The sequence below is a fragment of the Biomaibacter acetigenes genome (assembly GCF_003691585.1).
Classification (GTDB): Bacteria; Bacillota; Thermosediminibacteria; order Thermosediminibacterales; family Tepidanaerobacteraceae; genus Biomaibacter; species Biomaibacter acetigenes.
The window spans coordinates 415,681-433,378 of the sequence record NZ_CP033169.1 but is presented as its reverse complement, the minus strand read 5'-3'; the positions used below and the strand labels follow the sequence as shown (position 1 = coordinate 433,378).

Genomic DNA, 17,698 nt, shown 5'->3' with positions numbered 1-17,698 from the left:
TTAAAACAATTACAAATCCTTTAATGTTTTGCATTCATATAATATATTAAAATGGAAATAACCGTGGGAGGTAATATACATGCCGAAAACCATTTTTGTTTTTCCTAAGCCGCCCTGGGTGTCAGAAGGGCCTGTTATCCCATCTGATTGTCCGGTTAATATAGAACTTGTTTTTTTGCGAAGGGATATAATAAGGCAGATAATAGCGGTCAATTACTATATGAAGGCCAGTAGAGATTTATCTGGTGAACTTTCGGAGGTGTTCAGGGCAGAAGCCCTGGATGAAGCCCAGCACATAATTTTGCTGATGCGGATGCTGGCAAAGCTGGACCCGGTGCAGGCACAGGAGTTTCGACAGCATGATGTGGAACTCGTCATAACCGATCCTGCTCCCGAGAAGGGCAACCTTGAGATTGACCCCGATAGAAGAAATGCGGCTATATCCTATCTTTCGGAGGCGGTGAAGCTCGAAGCCGAAACTATCAACGAATATCAGGAACAGATTGCCGCAAGCCGTAACCAGGAAGTGATCGACCTTTTGTGTATAATCATGAACCATGAAAAGGAAGACCTGGCTATATTCTCGCATTATCTGTTTGGTGTGGCTCCGTGGGGGATAAAATAAACGGCTTTTATATTTTTACAAGAATTTTATTCCTCGCTCTTATACGCATAAAGCCCCAAAGATGATACAATGGGGCTTTTACTATATCTACTAGGATGATATTATCGGCTGCCTTTTTTCAAGAACCATATCCTCGCCCTTTTTATAAATCACGATATATTTTTCCCATTCGGGATCTTTTCTCGCTATTGGAGTGTTATCATCATACCTATCAAACCTCAAGTGCGGCCCCCGGCTTTCATCCCGCATAAGGGCTGCGGACAGGACCATTTCGGCCACCATCATCATGTTTTGATTTTCTATAAAATATGCTGAGCCGTGTTCATCGATAAAATGCTTTTTTATTTTAAGATCCTTTAGTTCTTGCAGGGCTTTTTGAAGTCCTTCGCCGGTCCTCACCACTCCTGCTCCGCCCTCCACTATCTTCTGGAGGTTTTTTCGCATTTTTTCCGCGCTAATTTCACCGCTGTTTGCAGAATTCAGCAGTTGTATGAGCTTTCCGGCATCGGCATCGATGCAATCTGTTGCATCATTTATACTACTACCTTTTTTTAATACCTCTTGTGCAGCGTCCTCTCCCGCTATCCTGCCGAACACCTGGCAGTCAAGGAGGGCATTGCCGCCGGGCCTGTTGGCTCCATGCTGGCCTCCGGCGGATTCTCCCACCGCCCACAATCCCGGCACGGTAGTCCTGGCATGTTCGTCGATCTTCACGCCTCCCTGGAAATGCTGGGCGCATGCTGCCACTTCTATGAGCTCGCCTTTTGTCAAATCTATGCCCCTGTCCGAAAACCATTTTACAGAGGGCTCGTTTATTTCCATCAGCCTGTATAATGGGGACTCGTTTCTCTTTTGTTCACCAATATCACGGGTTTGTTCCCGGCGGTATCGGGTCCGGTTTTCCTCAGAGAGCATATCGAATCTGAATCCTTCGGGGTTTCTGCCGTAATCAAGGAACACCCTGTGTCCGGCCTTCATTTCCTTATAAAGAGCAATGTCGATAATGTGGGTCTTGTGCTCATAAGAAACCGGCCAGCTGGCACCCTTTTTAAATAAGGTGTTATATATTTCTTCACAGGATGTGCCCTCGGGAAAGTACTTTTTCAAAAATTCCTCGCCGGCATCGTTGATAATACGCGGTACAGCCCTCATCATACTTCCTGAGCAGTTAAATTTGGTTTTGACGGAAGCTATTCCTATCTGTATGAACTCCATGTTCACCAGCTCCGCCCCTGCTTCATAAGCCAGAGCATAACCATCTCCCGTCATACCCGCTGGAAAAACATTGTGTTCATAGATCATGCCTCCTCCACCGGTGGCAAGGATGACTGCCCCGGCAGATATGGCTATAGCAGCTTTTTCCAAATCTTTTTCCCGGGTATCCAGGGCCACCGCTCCGACCACCCGCCCATCATGCTTCACCAGGCGAGCTACCATGCAAAAATCCAGCACATTGATATCCATTTCTTCGAATCTTTTTATCAAAGCTTCTTCAATATGAACGGCAGTATAAGGCCCCGTATAACACGCCCGGGCATATTCCGAACCGTCGGTCACAAACTGGTCCGGCAGTCCGTTTTTCTTCACAAAGGGTACCCCCAGCTTATCCAGGTATTCAAAGGCGTCTTTTGCGTTTCTGGCCAGGACCCTCGGCCAGTTTGTAATCCGAGACTTTCCCACCTATGCGGTATATGTCGTCGGCATGATACCGCCAGCTGCCGGGTCCGCCCGGCTCGGTATGGTCAAGAGTGGCATGAAAGGCCATGCGGTCGGAACAGGCCGTAGCGGTGACTCCGCTTTTTCCAAGCTTGCCTTTGGTGGCAATCAGCACCCTTAAATCTTTATTGTATTCCTTTGCGGCTATGGCAGCCCTCAGGGCGGCACCCCCGCCGCCAACTACAAGGATGTCGCAATCTAAGATTTTCATATCTTCTTCCTCCGGAAAATTACATGTCTTAACATTAAAAGATTTATGCTGCATAGTGACATAAATAAATAAATATTATATATTCCTTTTTAAAATAAAGGTAGATTTAAATCATTAATAAAAATTAAGCCTTTTCCACTTAAAATCAAATATACTTCTTCCTGCTCATGGGAATGTAACGGCACACATCCCCCGGGATATATTGTTACATGCCCCATGACAAAATTCTGAGCTTCGATCTGAGCTCCGGGGCCTACCAACACTCGAGTATGTCTGCCTGCAGGAAAGTCGGTACCCTTTAAAAAATCAATATTATTTATCTTCAAATCATATCCCTCGTTCTCTCAATTCAAGTTTACATTATAAAAACAAACCTTTATCAAGTAAAATCATTGCTATATTTTACCATATCTATGGCTTTCACCGGACATACCTGAACACACATGCCGCAACCATCGCAGGTGTCCTTTATCTTGAATTTTCCTCCTGACGGCACTACCGAATCATACAGACATACCTTTTCACACTTTCCACAAGCGATACATTTTTGTTCATCAATCAATGCTACTTTACCATGCCTTCTATCGATTTCATTGGTGCCAAGAATGGCTTTTCCGGAAACTTTTCCTCTAAAATCTTCGATGGACTTGTATCCTTTTTTATCCATCCACTCACCCAGGCCTTTATTGAATTCTTTGATAATCATATATCCTTCCAAAAAGATCGCGGTGCAAAACTCTACTGCTTTTGCACCGGCCAGTATATACTTTACCACATCAGCGTAATTTGCCACGCCACTGGTACCGCATATATCTATGTTTAAAACAGGTGATGCTTCACTTATCCATCGAAGAGGATAATGAATCGCCCAGGGGCCGCCATGACCTGCATAGCCACCGTGAAGGATGGGCTTTTCCTCATCTATGTCTATATCAAGTCCCACCAGCCTGTTGAACATCACAACTCCGTCGGTACCGGCATCCTGAAGGCCCTTTGCCACTATCAGAGGTGCAGTCAACTGAGCACTCATTTTCACTGCTATAGGGATTTGCACTGTCTGTCTTACCATTCGAGTTATCCTTATCATTTCATCAGCAACATTGTCTTTGCCCGTAAAAATGATGGAACCGTGAGGACATGACACATTCAATTCTAGAGCATCGGCACCTGCTTCTTCCAACTTCTTTGCATATTCCTTCCAACCGTCATCGGTTATACAATTTATACTTGGTATTACCGGAATCGAAAGCTCTTTTTTTGCTCGATAAATCTCCTCCACATATCTATCTATATCAAATTCACTGGCCTGTTCATAAGAATAAAAGACAAAAGACCTCTGACTTTTTAGGTTCCTATTTATTATTTTAAAGCGCGGTGTCGGCGATTCCCTGCTTATGGAGTTTTCAAACATTGATTTCACCACAACTGCACCGATTCCCTGTTCTTGTGCCCTTTTCATGCGCTCTACAGTTCCTGTTACACCTGAAGAGGCGGCTATGAGGGGACTCTCAAGTTTTAGTCCAAGATAAGTTGTAGAAATATCTGCCATTTTCTCACCCCTTTTAAAATCTATGGTGTCAATACTACCTTTGTTGCCTTTTTACTCTCCATAAGTTCCAGCGCTTCATTAGCTTTATCAAGCGGCAGCCGATGACTTACCAGTTCGGAAAATAGGTTCAAATTATTTAATAGAAGTTTTAAGGCCATATGAGTATGCTTTGTATCACTAACCCAGACCCCTTGTATATTGATATTTTTGTGGGCTATATCTTTATAGCAGTCCAGTGTAACGGTACCATTAGGGTCTCCAAAACCCGCCATTAGATATTTACCACCGCGGCGTACAAGGTCTATACCCTCGCTTACGGCATCGGGCTGGCCGGTAGCTTCCACTGCTATGTCCGCTCCCAGACCATGGGTCCTTTCCATAACCATTTCCTTTCTTTGTTCAGGACTTAATTTCTTTCGGTTTATAGCAAAAGTGGCACCAAAGCGCTTGGCCATCTCCAGTCTTTCTTCAGTACCGCCGATGATGATGATTTCGCTGGCTCCATATGCCTTTGCAAAGGCAGTGGCGAAAATGCCAAGTGGTCCGGGACCCTGGATAAGTATTTTATCTCCTTCTTCCGGTTTTGCCAGATCAAAGGCATGGGCGATAGTAGCTCCGGAACATGAAACAGGCACCAGAACCGCCGGGTCTACCGACTCCGGTACCTTAAAAATATCCGTATCAGAACTTAGCAGCACTTCTTCCGCATAGCAACCCTTTAGATGAGGAGGCTCACCGCAACTCACATTTATGCCGTAGACCCACCTGTTGGTACAGAGAGAAGGTTCTTTTTTGACCGAACAGAAATAACAGTGGCCACATGAAACTCCTCGGTTCCAGAGGATCATATCCCCTTCCTTGATTTTCTCTCCTAAGACAGTTCTTTTCTTTCCATTTATTTTTTTTACTCTTCCCACACCTTCATGACCCAGAATTATGGGAAGTGGTGTCCTGGGATCATTTCCCCTCCACATATGCACATCGGAACCGCATACTCCTGCAGCTTCAATTTTTACCAATACCTCCCCAGGCTTTAAATCCGGTTCAGGAAACTCCCTCAAGACCAGGGGTTTATTGAACTCTTCCAGTACCATAGCAAATGGCATTATGTTTTCCTCCTTTATGGCATGAACTTGTTTGGTAAATACATGGTTATTCCCGGAACAAATGTGATCAATCCGAGTATGAAAACCATTACAGCCCAAAAGGGCACTAAGGATTTTAACATTTTTGACATAGGCAAGTTTGCGATACCGGACGATACAAATAGAGTAATACCTACCGGTGGAGTGCTCATACCTATAGCCAGGTTTGTAACAGTTATGAGGCCAAAATGTATGGGATCTACCCCCAACTTCGTCACGATAGGCAACAGGATGGGAACTATTAGGATAATAGCCGGTGTGGTATCAAGAATTGTGCCTAAAAATAATAGTATTATATTAATTAATATCAATATTATAATTGGATTTTGCGTAATAGCTAAAATTGCAGCAGCCATTTTAACTGGAACCTGCTGGTTTGTTAAAATCCATGATAGTATGGCTGTAGCGGCCACACAGAACATTACCACCGCTGTGGTTACACCGCTTTCGATGAAAATCCTGGGAAGGTCGCTTAATTTCAACTGCTTATAGACAAACATGCCTACAATGATAGCATAAACGACAGCTACCACTGAAGCTTCGGTGGCAGTAAAAGCCCCGGTTAAGATTCCTCCCATAATTATTACCACCATGAGCAGTGCCCATATGGATTCTACAAAGCTTTTCCAGAGGCTTTTCAGGCTTGCTCTGGGTTCTGCCGGGTATCCCCTTGTTATGGCAAAATAGAAGCTTACTGCCATTAAACCAAGACCGATCATCAATCCGGGAATATATCCACCTAAAAATAATTTGCCTATGGAGACACTTCCGGTAATAGCGTATATTACCATTGGGATACTTGGGGGGATTATTACTCCTATGGACCCGGCAGTGGCAGTCAGGGATGCCGCAAAGCTTTTTCCATAGTTCTTTTTTTCCATAGCCGGAATTAAAACCGAACCTATGGCTGCACTATCGGCAGATGCGGAACCCGATATGCCGGCAAAAAACATGGAGGCTACCACCGATACCATTGCCAGGCCTCCTTTAATGTGGCCTACAAGATTACTGGCAAAGTTTATGATCTTTAGTGAAATCCCGCCCCGGTCCATCAGGTTCCCTGCCAGCATGAAAAAGGGTACAGCCATGAGGGGAAAGGAATCGATCTGGGTAAACATTCTCTGAACCACTACCATAAGCGGAATGTTGCCTGCAGATATGACGCCATAAGTGGAAGCCAGTGCTATGGCAAAGGCTACAGGCAATCCCATAAGACAAAATACTGCCAGTAGCAGGAATAATATGGCCATTATTTTTCTTCCCCTTTCCCTCCATTATCTTTAAATAAAAGTCTTTCAAGAGTGTGAAAAAAGATCAGTATGCCGGACAAAGGCAATGCAAAATACGGTATTGCCATATTCAACTGAAGTGCAGGAGATAGCTGGGTAGAAGTGTATTGAACCAGAATAAATCCGTAATACACCATGATAAAAGCAAAAATCATGATCAATAAATAAACAACTATTTCAGTTATTCTTTTAACTTTATCGGGAAAAAGATTTACTACTATATCCACCTGAAAATGCCCCCATCGATGCAGGGCTACACTTGCACCAATAAAAGTTATCCAAACAAAGAGATATCTTGCCAATTCTTCCGACCATGCCAGAGGTGAATTCAGCACAAACCGGAAAAAAACTTGCGCAAAAGTAACTACCGTCATTACCCCCATGAGCAGAAAAAGAAGGTGTTCTTCAAACTTGATAAGATATTTTCTCAAAGCCTCCATAATATCCCTCCCTCGGAGTAAAATCCGGGGTTTGGCTCAAGCCAAACCCCTTTATCTTACTTCGTATCCACAATCTGCTGGATCAAATCTTTGCCCAGTTTATCCTGGTATTTTTCCCATACCTTTTTAGCAGCTTCCTTAAATGGGGTAGTATCAACTTCATTGAATTCTACACCTTTGGCCTTCAGTTCTTCTATAGTCTTATTTTCAAGGTCCTGCCATAGTTTTCTCTCATACTGCTGGGCTTCCAGTCCGGCTTTTAATACTGCTTCTTGAACATCTTTTGGCAAAGTATCATAGAATTTTTTGCTCATCAATAAAACGTCCGGAGTCATGATATGGTTTGTATATGAGAAATACTTTGAAACTTCATAGTGTTTCTGAGAATTATAAAATATAGGGGCGTTCTCTGCGCCATCGATTACATGGGTCTGAAGGGCAGTATACATTTCGCCAACTGCCATGGGTGTTCCGGTGGCACCGAAAGCGAACATCATATCGATATAAATGGGGCTTTCAGGAACTCTAAGTTTAAGGCCTTTCATGTCATCCAATGTCTTAATAGGTCTTTTTGAATTATACACGCTTCTCACACCTGCATCAAAGAGCGCCACACCTATTAAACCGATCTTAGGCAATTTCTCATGCAAGAAGCTCTGGCCTATGGGGCCATCCAGAACCTTATAAAAATGGTCTCTGTCTCTGAAAATATACGGCAGGTCAAATACCTGAACTTCAGGTAGAAAACCGGAGAGCACCGTCATCATGGATTTGCCCATCTGAAGGGTACCCATCTGCATACCCTCTACCATATCCCTCTGGTTGCCAAGCTGTGAGTTTGGAAATACCTGGACTTCAACTTTTCCGTTGGTGAGTTCACTCATCCTTTTTGCAAAGAAATGGTAAGCCTGGGTATGAGGGTGATCTTCTGCCAGCACGTCGCCAAGCTTAATAATGATTTTATCCTGGCTACCCGACTGGTTACTACCCGAAGGTTGACTATTGCTCTGGCTCTGCTGGGGCTGCTGGGCCTTCTGGCCACAACCTGCAAGAAGAGATACTGAAAGTAGTAAAACTAGACAAATTACAAGAAATTTTTTAAGATGCATAAAACAATCCTCCCTCAATTTTTTGATATGATTTGCTTTATTATGTAAATCTGTGAAATTAAAATCTACCCTCCTTTCCGCATTTTGATACTAATTTATAGAAAATCCATTGATAAAATATAAAATTCTTCTTTTATCTTAATTTGGTAGAAAAATCAATGTGAAAGTGCTCACTATGTTGCACTATGTTATACAACCGACTTTCTTACTACTATCTCTGCTGGCAGAACTTCCACCTTTGCTTTCGGCTTCTTTTTGGCCTCTATTATCTTTATGAGCCTTTCACAGGCCTTTGCCCCCATCTCATAGAAGGGCTGGGAAACGGTGGTTAAAGGCGGATCTAAAAGCGGTGCCATATCAGAGTTATCAAAGCCCATGACAGAAATATCGTCCGGGACCTTGAGGCCGAAGTCCTTTATCGCCCGGATAACCCCTATAGCTTTCGGGTCGCTGGTGGCAAAAACGCCGTCAATTTTGAGGTTTTTTTTCAGGAGATTTGTCATGGCCTGATAGCCATCTTCCCATCCATAGACTTCATGGACCACCATTTCTTCTTTGAAAGGGAACCCGGCCTCTTCCAGGGCTTTCTTATATCCTTCGAACCTCTGCTGGTAAAGGAAGATATCCATATGGCCGTTTATAAAGGCTATATTTTTTAAACCTCGTAACAGCATGTATTTTGTAGCGTCATAGGCACCCTTATAATTGTCGACGGTTATGGTATCCACATCTTCCCCCATCTGCCTTATGAGAAACACCACGGGAAAGCCCTCTCTTTTTAATTCCAACAAGTGTTCATGGCCAGGGCGGGCGGTGGAAAAGATAAATCCGTCTATGAGGCGCCGCCGGAGATTGTCTATATAAAACTTTTCGGTTTCGACATCCTCATCGGTGTTGCACAGGACCACGGTGTATCCATGTTTTTTGGCCATATCCTCTATGCCGCGGATGGCTGCAGGGAACACCAGGTTGCGCACATTGGGAATGATAAGCCCCAGGGTTCTGCTTTTACCATCTTTTAACCCCTGTGCCAACACATTGGGCTGGTAGTTTAGTTCTTTTACAGCCAGAAGAACCTTCTGCTTTGTTTCATCATTTACCGGTATCTTGCCGCTGAGGGCCCGGGATACCGTGCTGGTAGATACTCCCGCCCTCTCTGCCACTTCTTTGATAGTGACCAATTCAAAACCTCCTTGCTTAAAGCTTTAAAGGATTGAGTTTTGCTAATCTACAATAATTGTTTCTAACTTGAAATAATTTCCTTTAAGACCATTTCTCTCCTGATAAGGATTGTGCAATGGTTTGTAGAAACGTTTGTGCAATCGTTGTCATTTTTATAATATATATTCGATGTTAATTTTAAAATTCCTGCTTAATCTTAAAATTTTTTTAACAAAAAAAATAAAATAAAAAAAGTGCTGCGCCATATGCGGTAAGGCTAAAATCATAATTCATCATGTTTAACTCATAATCAATCTAGTTAAAAAAAAGGAAGGCCTATACAAGTCCTTCCCGCGTTATAATTCTATCTAATTTCTTATTTACCTCTGCACCCTGCCGGAGGCGTCGCCTTTGGCCAGGGTCTGAACTTCTTTCAATGTCACATGGTTGAAGTCGCCGACGATGGAATGTTTCAGGCAGGATGCCGCCACGGCAAATTCCACCGCATCCTGGGGAGCATAACCATTGCACAGGGCATAGATTAATCCGCCACCGAAGGAATCGCCGCCGCCCACGCGGTCAACAATGTGAATCTGGTATCTTCTGGACTTGTAGTATTCTTTACCATCGTAATAGAGGGCTGACCAGCCGTTGTCGAAAGCCGAGAAGCTTTCCCTTAAGGTTATAGCCACGCCTTTCAGAGAGAACTTCTCCTGGAGCTGCCTTGCCACGTCTTTATAACCTTCTTCGCTGAGCTCTCCTTTGGTCACATCGGAGGTCCCAGCCTTTATATTAAATACTTTCTCGGCATCTTCCTCATTGCCGATGGCTACATCCACGTATTCCATAAGGCCTGTCATTACCTTACCGGCCTTTTCGGTGGACCAGAGCTTCTTCCTGTAGTTGAGATCGCAGCTCACGGTAACGCCCAGATTTTTAGCGGTTTTGACAGCATCAAGGCACGCCTGGGCGGTATTGTCCCCAAGAGCAGGGGTTATGCCTGTGAAGTGGAACCACTTTGCTCCTGCTAGAATCTTTTCCCAATTAAAATCCGAGGGGCTGGATTCCGCTATGGCCGAATGGCTCCGGTCGTAGACCACCAGAGATGGCCTCTGAGATGCGCCAATTTCGTTGAAGTAGATGCCCAGCCTCTCTCCACCTTTCACCACATAATCGGTATGCACACCATAGCGGCGAAGGTGGTTTATGGCCGACTGTCCGATGGGATTGTCCGGCACCTTTGTCACAAAGTAGGCATCTTCACCGTAGTTGGCAAGAGATACCGCCACATTGGCCTCTCCACCGCCGTAAGTCACATCAAAGGAATCGGCCTGCACAAACCTGAGGTAATTTGGTGGTGTAAGCCGCAGCATGATTTCACCAAAAGTAACTATTTTATTGGGCATAGCAACGCTCTCCTTTCAAAATTATTTTTAATGTAATTCAGCTTGAATTTCCAGGGATTTGACCTTGCCATATCCTGCTAAATCTAACCTCGAATCTCGAACTTCGAACCTCAAATTAATTGCGTGCCTCTTTTATGGCTTCCACGAACTTCCTGGCGGTCTCCTGGACTTCTTCATAGTTTCCTTTCTTTGCTCCTTTGGTGAGCTCTCCACCGACGCCGACGGCCACACATCCTGCTTTAATCCACTCGCCTACATTTTCAAGGCTCACACCGCCGGTGGGAATAATGGGAGCATAGGGAAGCGGTCCCATGATGGCCTTAACCATGGAAGGCCCAAAAGCGCTGCCGGGGAATAGTTTTACAAAATCAGCACCGGATTCCATGACCTCCACCACTTCCTTTATAGACATGGCTCCCGGCATGGTAACTTTTTGATACCTGTTGCACAGCTTTACCATCTCGGGGTTAAAGTAGGGGCTTACAAAAAACTCGGCTCCTGCCAGCATGGCAGCCCTGGCGGTCTCCGGGTCCAGCACCGTGCCTGCCCCGATGAGTATCTCTCCCTTCGGATAAGCCTTCTTGAGTTCCCTTATTACATCAATGGCTCCAGGCACCGTCATAGTTATTTCAATGGCTTCCACCCCACCGGCTTTTACGGCATCGGCGATTTTCAGCGCCTGATCGGGAGAGTCGGCCCTGACCACGGCCACAATGCCGCAGTCCATGATGCGCTGCATAACTTTTAACTTATCCATAAAAATCCTCCTTGTTTCATATTATGATACTACGTTTCGCAATTAATATATATATTCTACATGAAACATAATATTCCTTCTTTAAACGGACTTATTTCTATAACTTTTCATGCAACTTTTTATCACACTTTTCGCACCCCTTTGAATTCCTAACAGATATTTTTTTAAAGAGAATTCCCTTCAAAAAACTTTTTTCATAAAACCTCTCAATTGGAAAGAAATAGACTTGTACTTTTATCAGAATTGTTGTATTATGATAACTGGTGATGTTATGATAAACAAAATGAAAATATTTAACGCAGGCCCAGCACCGGTTATCTCCGCCATATGGGAACAACTTAGGTAACTATATTTCACTTGGTAAAAATTGTTGGTCCATTATATGGAAGGGTGCGAAATGTAGGTAGTAACTTTTAAAATTTTTATTAAAGCGATTGATGAAGCAAAAAAGACTGAAAAAATAAGCTACGGTTTCCGTAGCTCAGCTTGTAGACAAAAACCGCTTTTAGAACGCACAACCTAAAAGCGGTTTTTTATTTGAAGCAAAAAATTTTAAAATCATAAAGAAAAATGAATGCAAAGCAGGGGCTGCCGGTGGAAACATCCCACGTTTTCTCTTCCACATGGCCAGCTTTTTTAAATTCATGCATGCGAAAAGAAGCGTGAGATAATGTCCTACTTTGCTCAAGCCTCTTAGATTCGTATAACGCATACCATGCTTTTCTTTGGCATCGGCAAATACCCGCTCGATGGTCTGGCAGCGCATCTTGTATAATTCTTTGCCTAATTCGGTGTGCCTTATATCTTCTGCTATTTCCACATAGTGCTCCCATATGTGCCGGGTTACCACTTTCGTGTAGTTTTTGCTCTGTGTGCATCTCAAACGCATGGGGCATTCCCGGCATATTTGTGGATCGCTCTTGTATTCCCGGTATCCTGACCGGTTGGTGGTGCTGTATTTTAATACTTGGTTGTTAGGGCATATGTAGCAGTCATAATATTCGTCATATACGTATTCTCTCTTTTTAAAGTAGCCATCTTTGGTCATTGGCCTTTTATATGGCATGACAGGAAGTATTTCCGCTTCAATGATTTCTCTGCATATGCCGGGGTCTTGTAGCCTGCATCAACCACTACTGCTTTTATTTCGGGAAATTTATCGTTTACTTCTTGAAAAAGATCGGAGAATACCTGGCTGTCGTGTACATTTCCAGGTGCTATTTTGAAGCCAAGGATGAAGTTGTTGCGGTCGCAGGCTACAGAAGCCGTGTAGGCAAAGCAGCGCTCTTTTTCTCCTTTTTGGAATATGCCGCTTTCAGGATCGGTGGTGCTTATCTTTACTCGTTTTCCGTTGGTGGAGCTGTTTCCTCCTTCGGCATCGCCGCTAGCTTCATCGTCATCTTCTTCAAACGGTTCTTTGCCGTTGGCTTCTCTTTCGGCGTTGATTTCTTTTAAAAGTTCTTTCTTGTATTTTTGTACCTGCTTTTTTGCAACTTTCTCTATGTATTTATTCTTATTGGCACTGGCTTTTATGTGGGTGGCATCGATAAATACCGCGTCTTCTTTGATAAACCCGCACTCTATGGCTTCTTTTAATATTCGTTCGAATATCTTTTCAAATAGATCGCTTTCTTTAAACCGCCGTTCATAGTTTTTTCCAAAAGTCGAGAAGTGAGGTATTTTTTCTTGGAGCCCATATCCTAGAAACCAGCGGTAAGCCATATTGACTTCTGCTTCTTTGATGGTTTGGCGCATAGAGCGGATTCCATACAGTGCTTGGAGCATGAGCAGTTTTATTAATACCACTGGATCAATGCTGGGTCTGCCTGTATTTTCGCTGTATAGGTCTTTTACTTCGTTATATATGAAGTTAAAGTTGATGCTTTCTTCTATTGTCCTGAGGAGATGGTCTTTAGGTACTAAGCTATCAATGCTTACTAATTCTATCTGCTCTATTATTTCTCGTCTTTTCTTCGTTAACATTTCATCGCCCCACCGTATGTTTTTATTTCTTTAATTTTACTATAAAAATGATCATTTTTATACCCTTTTTACAAAAAAGACTGTCGACAGCTACTTTGTCGACAGTCTGTGAAGAGGCTATTGCCTCTTCAGATCATATCAATTTACCGCACCTGCTATTAACAGAATGTCTTCTTGTTGCCTAATTGAGGTTTTTATTGCTATTTCAATTGAATTTACTAATGTCTCAAATGGCAAAGATGGGATTATTTCTCCTTTTTGTGCAATCTGGGAAGAAAGATATGGTATATGAATAAAACCAGATTTAATAGGCAGTTGATTTTTTGTAATGTAGTTTAAAGTCCCGTACATAACTTGATTGCACAAATAGGTCCCTGCTGTGTTGGAAATATAGGCAGGGATGCCACTATCACGGAGTTCCTTAACAATAGCTCGAATCGGTAATGTTGAAAAATAAGCTGCAGGCCCCTCAGGATCGATCGGCTGATTGATCGGTTGCTGGCCATCATTGTCAGGAATTGGATAATCTCTTGTATTGATGCCGATCCTCTCCAATGAAATTGCTGACCTTCCCCATGCCAACCCTACACTTATAATAACTGACGGTTGATATTCTTTGATCGCATTTTCCATTACATTTAAACATTTTGTATCACGAACAGGAACCTCCAACGCCTTAACGATAAATCCATCAAAATCTTTTCCTTGAAGATTCTTCGCAATTTCTAGCGAAGGGTTTATCGAATCCCCACCAAATGGTTCGAATCCGGTTAGTAAAATGATCTTATTCATTATCTATCCCCCAATTTACTTAAGTAACTCTTTACGTTCAATCCATCCGACAATTGATAGATACAAGGCTACTCCAGACGCACCAATCAAACTTAATATAACCACTGCATAAAAAGCGGTTGTTCCCAAGAACCATACGGGTTGCGTCATTGTTCATACCTCCCCTTCGTTTAAGAGATTTTTTGACCGATTGATTTTCCGCTGGAGCATTCCATTATGGACACAATCAAAGAAAATATAACTGATAGGAACAAGGCGGATAGTGTAGCAAATAGATCGAAGCCCATCCATGAAAACGGGGTAAATTTTGTAGCATAAACCAGCATCGCAGCAACAAGTCCTACTAAAGTGCCAATGAATGCACCATTGGGAGTGAACTTTTCTTTGCTAACATAAAGTCCGTAAATCAAGGGGAATAGAATGGATACTTTAAAAGTTGATTGGATAACCAACAATTCTACCATTGAGCGGGCATAAGAAGCAATCAAGATGGAAGCAACACCCATAACAACCGTTGCCCAACGAGCAAAACGAAGTTGTTGTTCGGAGGTTGCATTAGGTCTAAAATATTTTTTCAAAATATCAACCACAGCAATAGATACTGCCGAAGAAAGATAGCTAGCTGCGGTCGACAAAATTACAGCAGTCAAACCAATCATGAAGATCACGCCAATCCAAGAAGGCAAAGCGTCATTCACAAATTGCACTGAGGCAGAAGCGGGATTAGCTAACTTCCCAACCCCATAATACTTAGCTGCCATTAAACCAATAACACCACCGCCTAAGGCTAGGGGAGCCCATCCTAAAGCCATAACCTTTGTTGAAGTCTCAACTACTCTATCATTTTTTCCTGAAAAAATTTGCTGCCAGATTACGGGCTCTGTAAGAGTCAAAGCAGTAAGTGCCAGGAAGAAGTTAATCATGCTGGAAAGTCCCCACTGAAAGAAGTTATGATGAGTAGCAGGGAGAGCTGTAGCAATGGCTGCCGGGCTGCCAACTACGGACATACCGGAGAAGATTGTCAAAAGCAAGGAGATACAGATAACAATCAGAAGTAAGAAACTGGTTATAGCCACCGACCATTGACCACCGGTGGAAACATATACAATAAAAGCAAAACCGATAATCCATATGCTAATATTAATAGGGATTCCCAAAAATGGGAAAAAGACAAGTGCAAGCCCATAAATTTGGGCAACAATTTCCACAACACTTCCAAGAAGAATCACAATAAGCGCCAGTTGTTGCATTTTATTGTCAAATCGCATTGAAATGAACTCTACTACGGTATGCCCTTCCGGTATAACCTGTCGAATTTTTTTTGCCAGACGCATGGGGAATACATAAAACAAGATAGGGAAAGCAACAGCAAAAGCGTACCAAATAGTGCCACTAATACCGTTCAAATAACTTGTTTCTGCACAGGCCAAAATGGTATAGCTGCTAGCCCAAGTGGCAATAAGGACTGCAGATAAAAAAGCTGTTCCCATTTTACGTCCGCCAACGGTAAAGTCTTCACTTGTTTGAGTTTGTTTTTTTCCAAAGTAATAACCCACAGCACTATTAGCCAATATAAATGCGCCAATGATGATAGTGTTAGTCCAGTTAATCATGTTTCCATGCCCCCTTTTTTGAAATTAAAGCATCTTAATAAGATCATCAATTGTTACGCACCCATAGGCCTTCACCTCCTCAGTTTATTTAACATTAAAACATTCGGAGTAACCGGAAATAATTTGTCATAACTAGTTTTATATTTGGGAGATACTAACCTCAAAACTTCTACCATTGATTTTTAGATTATAAAATTTGATTGGTCTTAAATGGAGGTAGATTTCTTTAAGAACTCTTTCCTGATCCTTTAATGCCTTATAAGCCTCTTTAATATCAACTGATTTAAAGCGCACCCGATCGCCGGGTTTTAATTGTGCCAGTTTAGATAGATCCGCTGTAATCGTTACCGCAATTTTTGCATATCCTCCGGTAGTTTGCGCATCTTTCATCATTATGATGGGCTGACCATTTGAAGGAACTTGAATTGCGCCAGGCACCAATCCATCTGTAATAATATCGTGTTTTCCCGTTGCCCTGATTTCCGGTCCATCCAATTTATACCCCATTCGGTCCGAATCTTTAGTAATCGTAAATATAGAGTTCAAAAATTTTTCAATTGCTTCATGTGAGAAGTAATCGTGTTGAGGACCGATGATAACCCGCACCTCTTCTTCTGATAAATATACCGGAATCAATTCGTTGGGTACTATTTGCGTTTTTGGGAACTGAAGAGGAAACCTGCAAGATAAAATATCTCCTTTTTCGAGGCGTCTCCCACGTATTCCGCCGATTTTTCCCCTGGTGTATGTAGAGTAACTTCCTAATGCAAATTCTCCTAAAAAGCCTCCGGCAACAGATAGATACGCACGGGCGCCTGATGAGGGATAATCAAAAGATAAGATATCACCCTTTCTAAGAGGGAAGGAACTCCAACAATCCCGTTTCATTCCATTCACAAAGGGCGTCATTTTAGCACCAGTTACGGCCACGATTGTATCTTCTAGCACCTCCAAAGTGGGGCCCAATAAAGTTATCTCCAAGGCAGGAGTGTTTTCATTATTACCAACTAATATATTTGCAACTCGAAACGCAAATTCATCCATTGCTCCGGCAACCGGCACCCCTTGATTTTCATATCCAAAACGACCAAGGTCTTGAATTGTGGTAAAAATGCCTGGCTGATTTACTCGGAATACGTTCAATTATATCCCTCACTTGTGCTGTTCATAGATTAGCTATACGGATAGGTTCGTACTTGAAAAGATCCTTTTTTAACCTCTTCTTCAATTTCGAAGAATTCTTCACGGCTAATTGGCTTAAATCGAACATAATCACCGGCTTGAAATAAAATCGGTCTTTCTCTTTGTGGGTCATATAGTCTGACCGGTGTCTTTCCTATTAACCGCCACCCCCCAGGACTATCAAGAGGGTAGATTCCGGTTTGCGCACCAGCAATTCCCACAGAACCTGCGGGGATAATCGTTCGGGGTTTATCAAGGCGTGGGGTTGCAATTTTTTCAGACATATTTCCTAAATAAGCAAACCCTATAATAAAACCCAACATATAGATTCGATATAGTGGTTCTGTATGAATTTGAATAACTTCTTCATTCGTCAAAGAGTGAAATTCGGCCACATACTGTAAATCAGGCCCAAATTCTTCTCCATAAGCCACGGGTATTTCTATTACTAACGGATTAAAATCTTTTTCAATTTCTTTTGGATTGAAACGGCTAAGAATATCCTCTAATTGTTGAAAGGATATTTGTGTGGGTTCAAATTTTATTAACAAAGACCTGTAAGTAGGGATTAGCGACACAATGCCGTTCACTTTTTCTCTAACCAAAAACCTGTACAAACTTATAATTTGTTTATTGCATCCTTCGCTAATTTCATTACCGTATTCTACAACGATAGCTTTATCACCGCACATCAATATCCTAGGTTTTTCATACATAACT

At 42.7% G+C, this 17,698-nt stretch carries 17 protein-coding genes and 1 pseudogene; 1 reads left to right on the top strand and 17 read right to left on the bottom strand.

Annotated elements, in window-relative coordinates; all coding sequences use genetic code 11:
* Window positions 1-79 precede the first annotated feature (79 nt).
* Window positions 80-625 (top strand): ferritin family protein, encoded by a 546-nt coding sequence (locus D2962_RS02065; RefSeq protein WP_122013960.1) that lies wholly within the window; start codon window positions 80-82, stop codon window positions 623-625.
* A gap of 90 nt (window positions 626-715) precedes the next feature.
* On the opposite strand, the gene D2962_RS19000 is transcribed toward D2962_RS02065, so the two are convergent.
* The 17 genes and pseudogenes from D2962_RS19000 to pxpB all read right to left on the bottom strand — a co-directional run bounded on the left by D2962_RS19000 (window position 716) and on the right by pxpB (window position 17,694).
* Window positions 716-2,305: an FAD-binding protein gene (locus D2962_RS19000; RefSeq protein ID WP_122013959.1), complete on the bottom strand. Its 1,590-nt coding sequence runs from the start codon at window positions 2,303-2,305 to the stop codon at window positions 716-718.
* On the bottom strand, window positions 2,241-2,552 hold the full coding sequence (locus tag D2962_RS18995; protein ID WP_162991060.1) for an FAD-binding protein: 312 nt from the start codon (window positions 2,550-2,552) through the stop codon (window positions 2,241-2,243). The genes D2962_RS19000 and D2962_RS18995 overlap by 65 nt, the downstream gene beginning before the upstream one ends.
* A gap of 89 nt (window positions 2,553-2,641) precedes the next feature.
* A complete protein-coding gene (locus D2962_RS02050) occupies window positions 2,642-2,878 on the bottom strand; it encodes a dimethylsulfonioproprionate lyase family protein (RefSeq protein WP_122013957.1) in 237 nt (78 codons plus the stop codon).
* Between the two features lie 53 nt (window positions 2,879-2,931).
* Window positions 2,932-4,101 carry a 4Fe-4S dicluster-binding protein gene (locus D2962_RS02045; protein WP_122013956.1) on the bottom strand — a complete coding sequence of 390 codons (1,170 nt, stop codon included), beginning with the start codon at window positions 4,099-4,101 and terminating at the stop codon, window positions 2,932-2,934.
* Between the two features lie 20 nt (window positions 4,102-4,121).
* Window positions 4,122-5,210 carry a zinc-binding dehydrogenase gene (locus D2962_RS02040; RefSeq protein ID WP_122015705.1) on the bottom strand — a complete coding sequence of 363 codons (1,089 nt, stop codon included), beginning with the start codon at window positions 5,208-5,210 and terminating at the stop codon, window positions 4,122-4,124.
* Window positions 5,211-5,221: 11 nt separating this feature from the next.
* The gene (locus D2962_RS02035; protein ID WP_245984844.1) at window positions 5,222-6,496 is read right to left on the bottom strand and encodes a TRAP transporter large permease; all 1,275 of its coding nucleotides are present in this window, start codon (window positions 6,494-6,496) and stop codon (window positions 5,222-5,224) included.
* Window positions 6,496-6,975 (bottom strand): TRAP transporter small permease, encoded by a 480-nt coding sequence (locus tag D2962_RS02030; protein ID WP_122013954.1) that lies wholly within the window; start codon window positions 6,973-6,975, stop codon window positions 6,496-6,498. The genes D2962_RS02035 and D2962_RS02030 overlap by 1 nt, the downstream gene beginning before the upstream one ends.
* Window positions 6,976-7,031: 56 nt before the next feature.
* A complete protein-coding gene (locus tag D2962_RS02025; protein WP_122013953.1) occupies window positions 7,032-8,084 on the bottom strand; it encodes a TRAP transporter substrate-binding protein in 1,053 nt (350 codons plus the stop codon).
* 188 nt (window positions 8,085-8,272) lie between these two features.
* Window positions 8,273-9,265: a LacI family DNA-binding transcriptional regulator gene (locus D2962_RS02020; protein WP_122013952.1), complete on the bottom strand. Its 993-nt coding sequence runs from the start codon at window positions 9,263-9,265 to the stop codon at window positions 8,273-8,275.
* Between the two features lie 360 nt (window positions 9,266-9,625).
* On the bottom strand, window positions 9,626-10,651 hold the full coding sequence (locus D2962_RS02015; RefSeq protein WP_122013951.1) for a sugar kinase: 1,026 nt from the start codon (window positions 10,649-10,651) through the stop codon (window positions 9,626-9,628).
* Window positions 10,652-10,766: 115 nt separating this feature from the next.
* Window positions 10,767-11,408: a bifunctional 2-keto-4-hydroxyglutarate aldolase/2-keto-3-deoxy-6-phosphogluconate aldolase gene (locus tag D2962_RS02010; RefSeq protein WP_122013950.1), complete on the bottom strand. Its 642-nt coding sequence runs from the start codon at window positions 11,406-11,408 to the stop codon at window positions 10,767-10,769.
* 505 nt (window positions 11,409-11,913) lie between these two features.
* Window positions 11,914-13,391 (bottom strand): annotated as a pseudogene (locus tag D2962_RS02005) (IS1182 family transposase).
* 138 nt (window positions 13,392-13,529) lie between these two features.
* On the bottom strand, window positions 13,530-14,183 hold the full coding sequence (gene pcp, locus D2962_RS02000) for a pyroglutamyl-peptidase I (RefSeq protein WP_122013949.1): 654 nt from the start codon (window positions 14,181-14,183) through the stop codon (window positions 13,530-13,532).
* A gap of 15 nt (window positions 14,184-14,198) precedes the next feature.
* Window positions 14,199-14,333, bottom strand: a complete 135-nt coding sequence (locus tag D2962_RS18985) for a hypothetical protein (protein ID WP_281273720.1) — start codon at window positions 14,331-14,333, stop codon at window positions 14,199-14,201.
* Between the two features lie 20 nt (window positions 14,334-14,353).
* Window positions 14,354-15,796 (bottom strand): sodium:solute symporter family protein, encoded by a 1,443-nt coding sequence (locus tag D2962_RS01995; protein ID WP_122013948.1) that lies wholly within the window; start codon window positions 15,794-15,796, stop codon window positions 14,354-14,356.
* Window positions 15,797-15,934: 138 nt separating this feature from the next.
* Window positions 15,935-16,939 carry a 5-oxoprolinase subunit C family protein gene (locus D2962_RS01990; RefSeq protein WP_122013947.1) on the bottom strand — a complete coding sequence of 335 codons (1,005 nt, stop codon included), beginning with the start codon at window positions 16,937-16,939 and terminating at the stop codon, window positions 15,935-15,937.
* 29 nt (window positions 16,940-16,968) lie between these two features.
* Window positions 16,969-17,694 carry a 5-oxoprolinase subunit PxpB gene (pxpB, locus tag D2962_RS01985; protein WP_122013946.1) on the bottom strand — a complete coding sequence of 242 codons (726 nt, stop codon included), beginning with the start codon at window positions 17,692-17,694 and terminating at the stop codon, window positions 16,969-16,971.
* Window positions 17,695-17,698: the final 4 nt, after the last annotated feature.

Excerpts from the sequence above, each read along its gene's own strand:
- D2962_RS02025 (WP_122013953.1), bottom strand. The coding sequence starts at position 8,084 with ATGCATCTTAAAAAATTTCTTGTAATTTGTCTAGTTTTACTACTTTCA.
- pxpB (WP_122013946.1), bottom strand. The coding sequence starts at position 17,694 with ATGTATGAAAAACCTAGGATATTGATGTGCGGTGATAAAGCTATCGTT.
- pcp (WP_122013949.1), bottom strand. The coding sequence starts at position 14,183 with ATGAATAAGATCATTTTACTAACCGGATTCGAACCATTTGGTGGGGAT.
- D2962_RS02045 (WP_122013956.1), bottom strand. The coding sequence starts at position 4,101 with ATGGCAGATATTTCTACAACTTATCTTGGACTAAAACTTGAGAGTCCC.
- D2962_RS18985 (WP_281273720.1), bottom strand. The coding sequence starts at position 14,333 with ATGACGCAACCCGTATGGTTCTTGGGAACAACCGCTTTTTATGCAGTG.
- D2962_RS02015 (WP_122013951.1), bottom strand. The coding sequence starts at position 10,651 with ATGCCCAATAAAATAGTTACTTTTGGTGAAATCATGCTGCGGCTTACA.
- D2962_RS02035 (WP_245984844.1), bottom strand. The coding sequence starts at position 6,496 with ATGGCCATATTATTCCTGCTACTGGCAGTATTTTGTCTTATGGGATTG.
- D2962_RS02030 (WP_122013954.1), bottom strand. The coding sequence starts at position 6,975 with ATGGAGGCTTTGAGAAAATATCTTATCAAGTTTGAAGAACACCTTCTT.
- D2962_RS02065 (WP_122013960.1), top strand. The coding sequence starts at position 80 with ATGCCGAAAACCATTTTTGTTTTTCCTAAGCCGCCCTGGGTGTCAGAA.
- D2962_RS01995 (WP_122013948.1), bottom strand. The coding sequence starts at position 15,796 with ATGATTAACTGGACTAACACTATCATCATTGGCGCATTTATATTGGCT.
- D2962_RS18995 (WP_162991060.1), bottom strand. The coding sequence starts at position 2,552 with ATGAAAATCTTAGATTGCGACATCCTTGTAGTTGGCGGCGGGGGTGCC.
- D2962_RS02010 (WP_122013950.1), bottom strand. The coding sequence starts at position 11,408 with ATGGATAAGTTAAAAGTTATGCAGCGCATCATGGACTGCGGCATTGTG.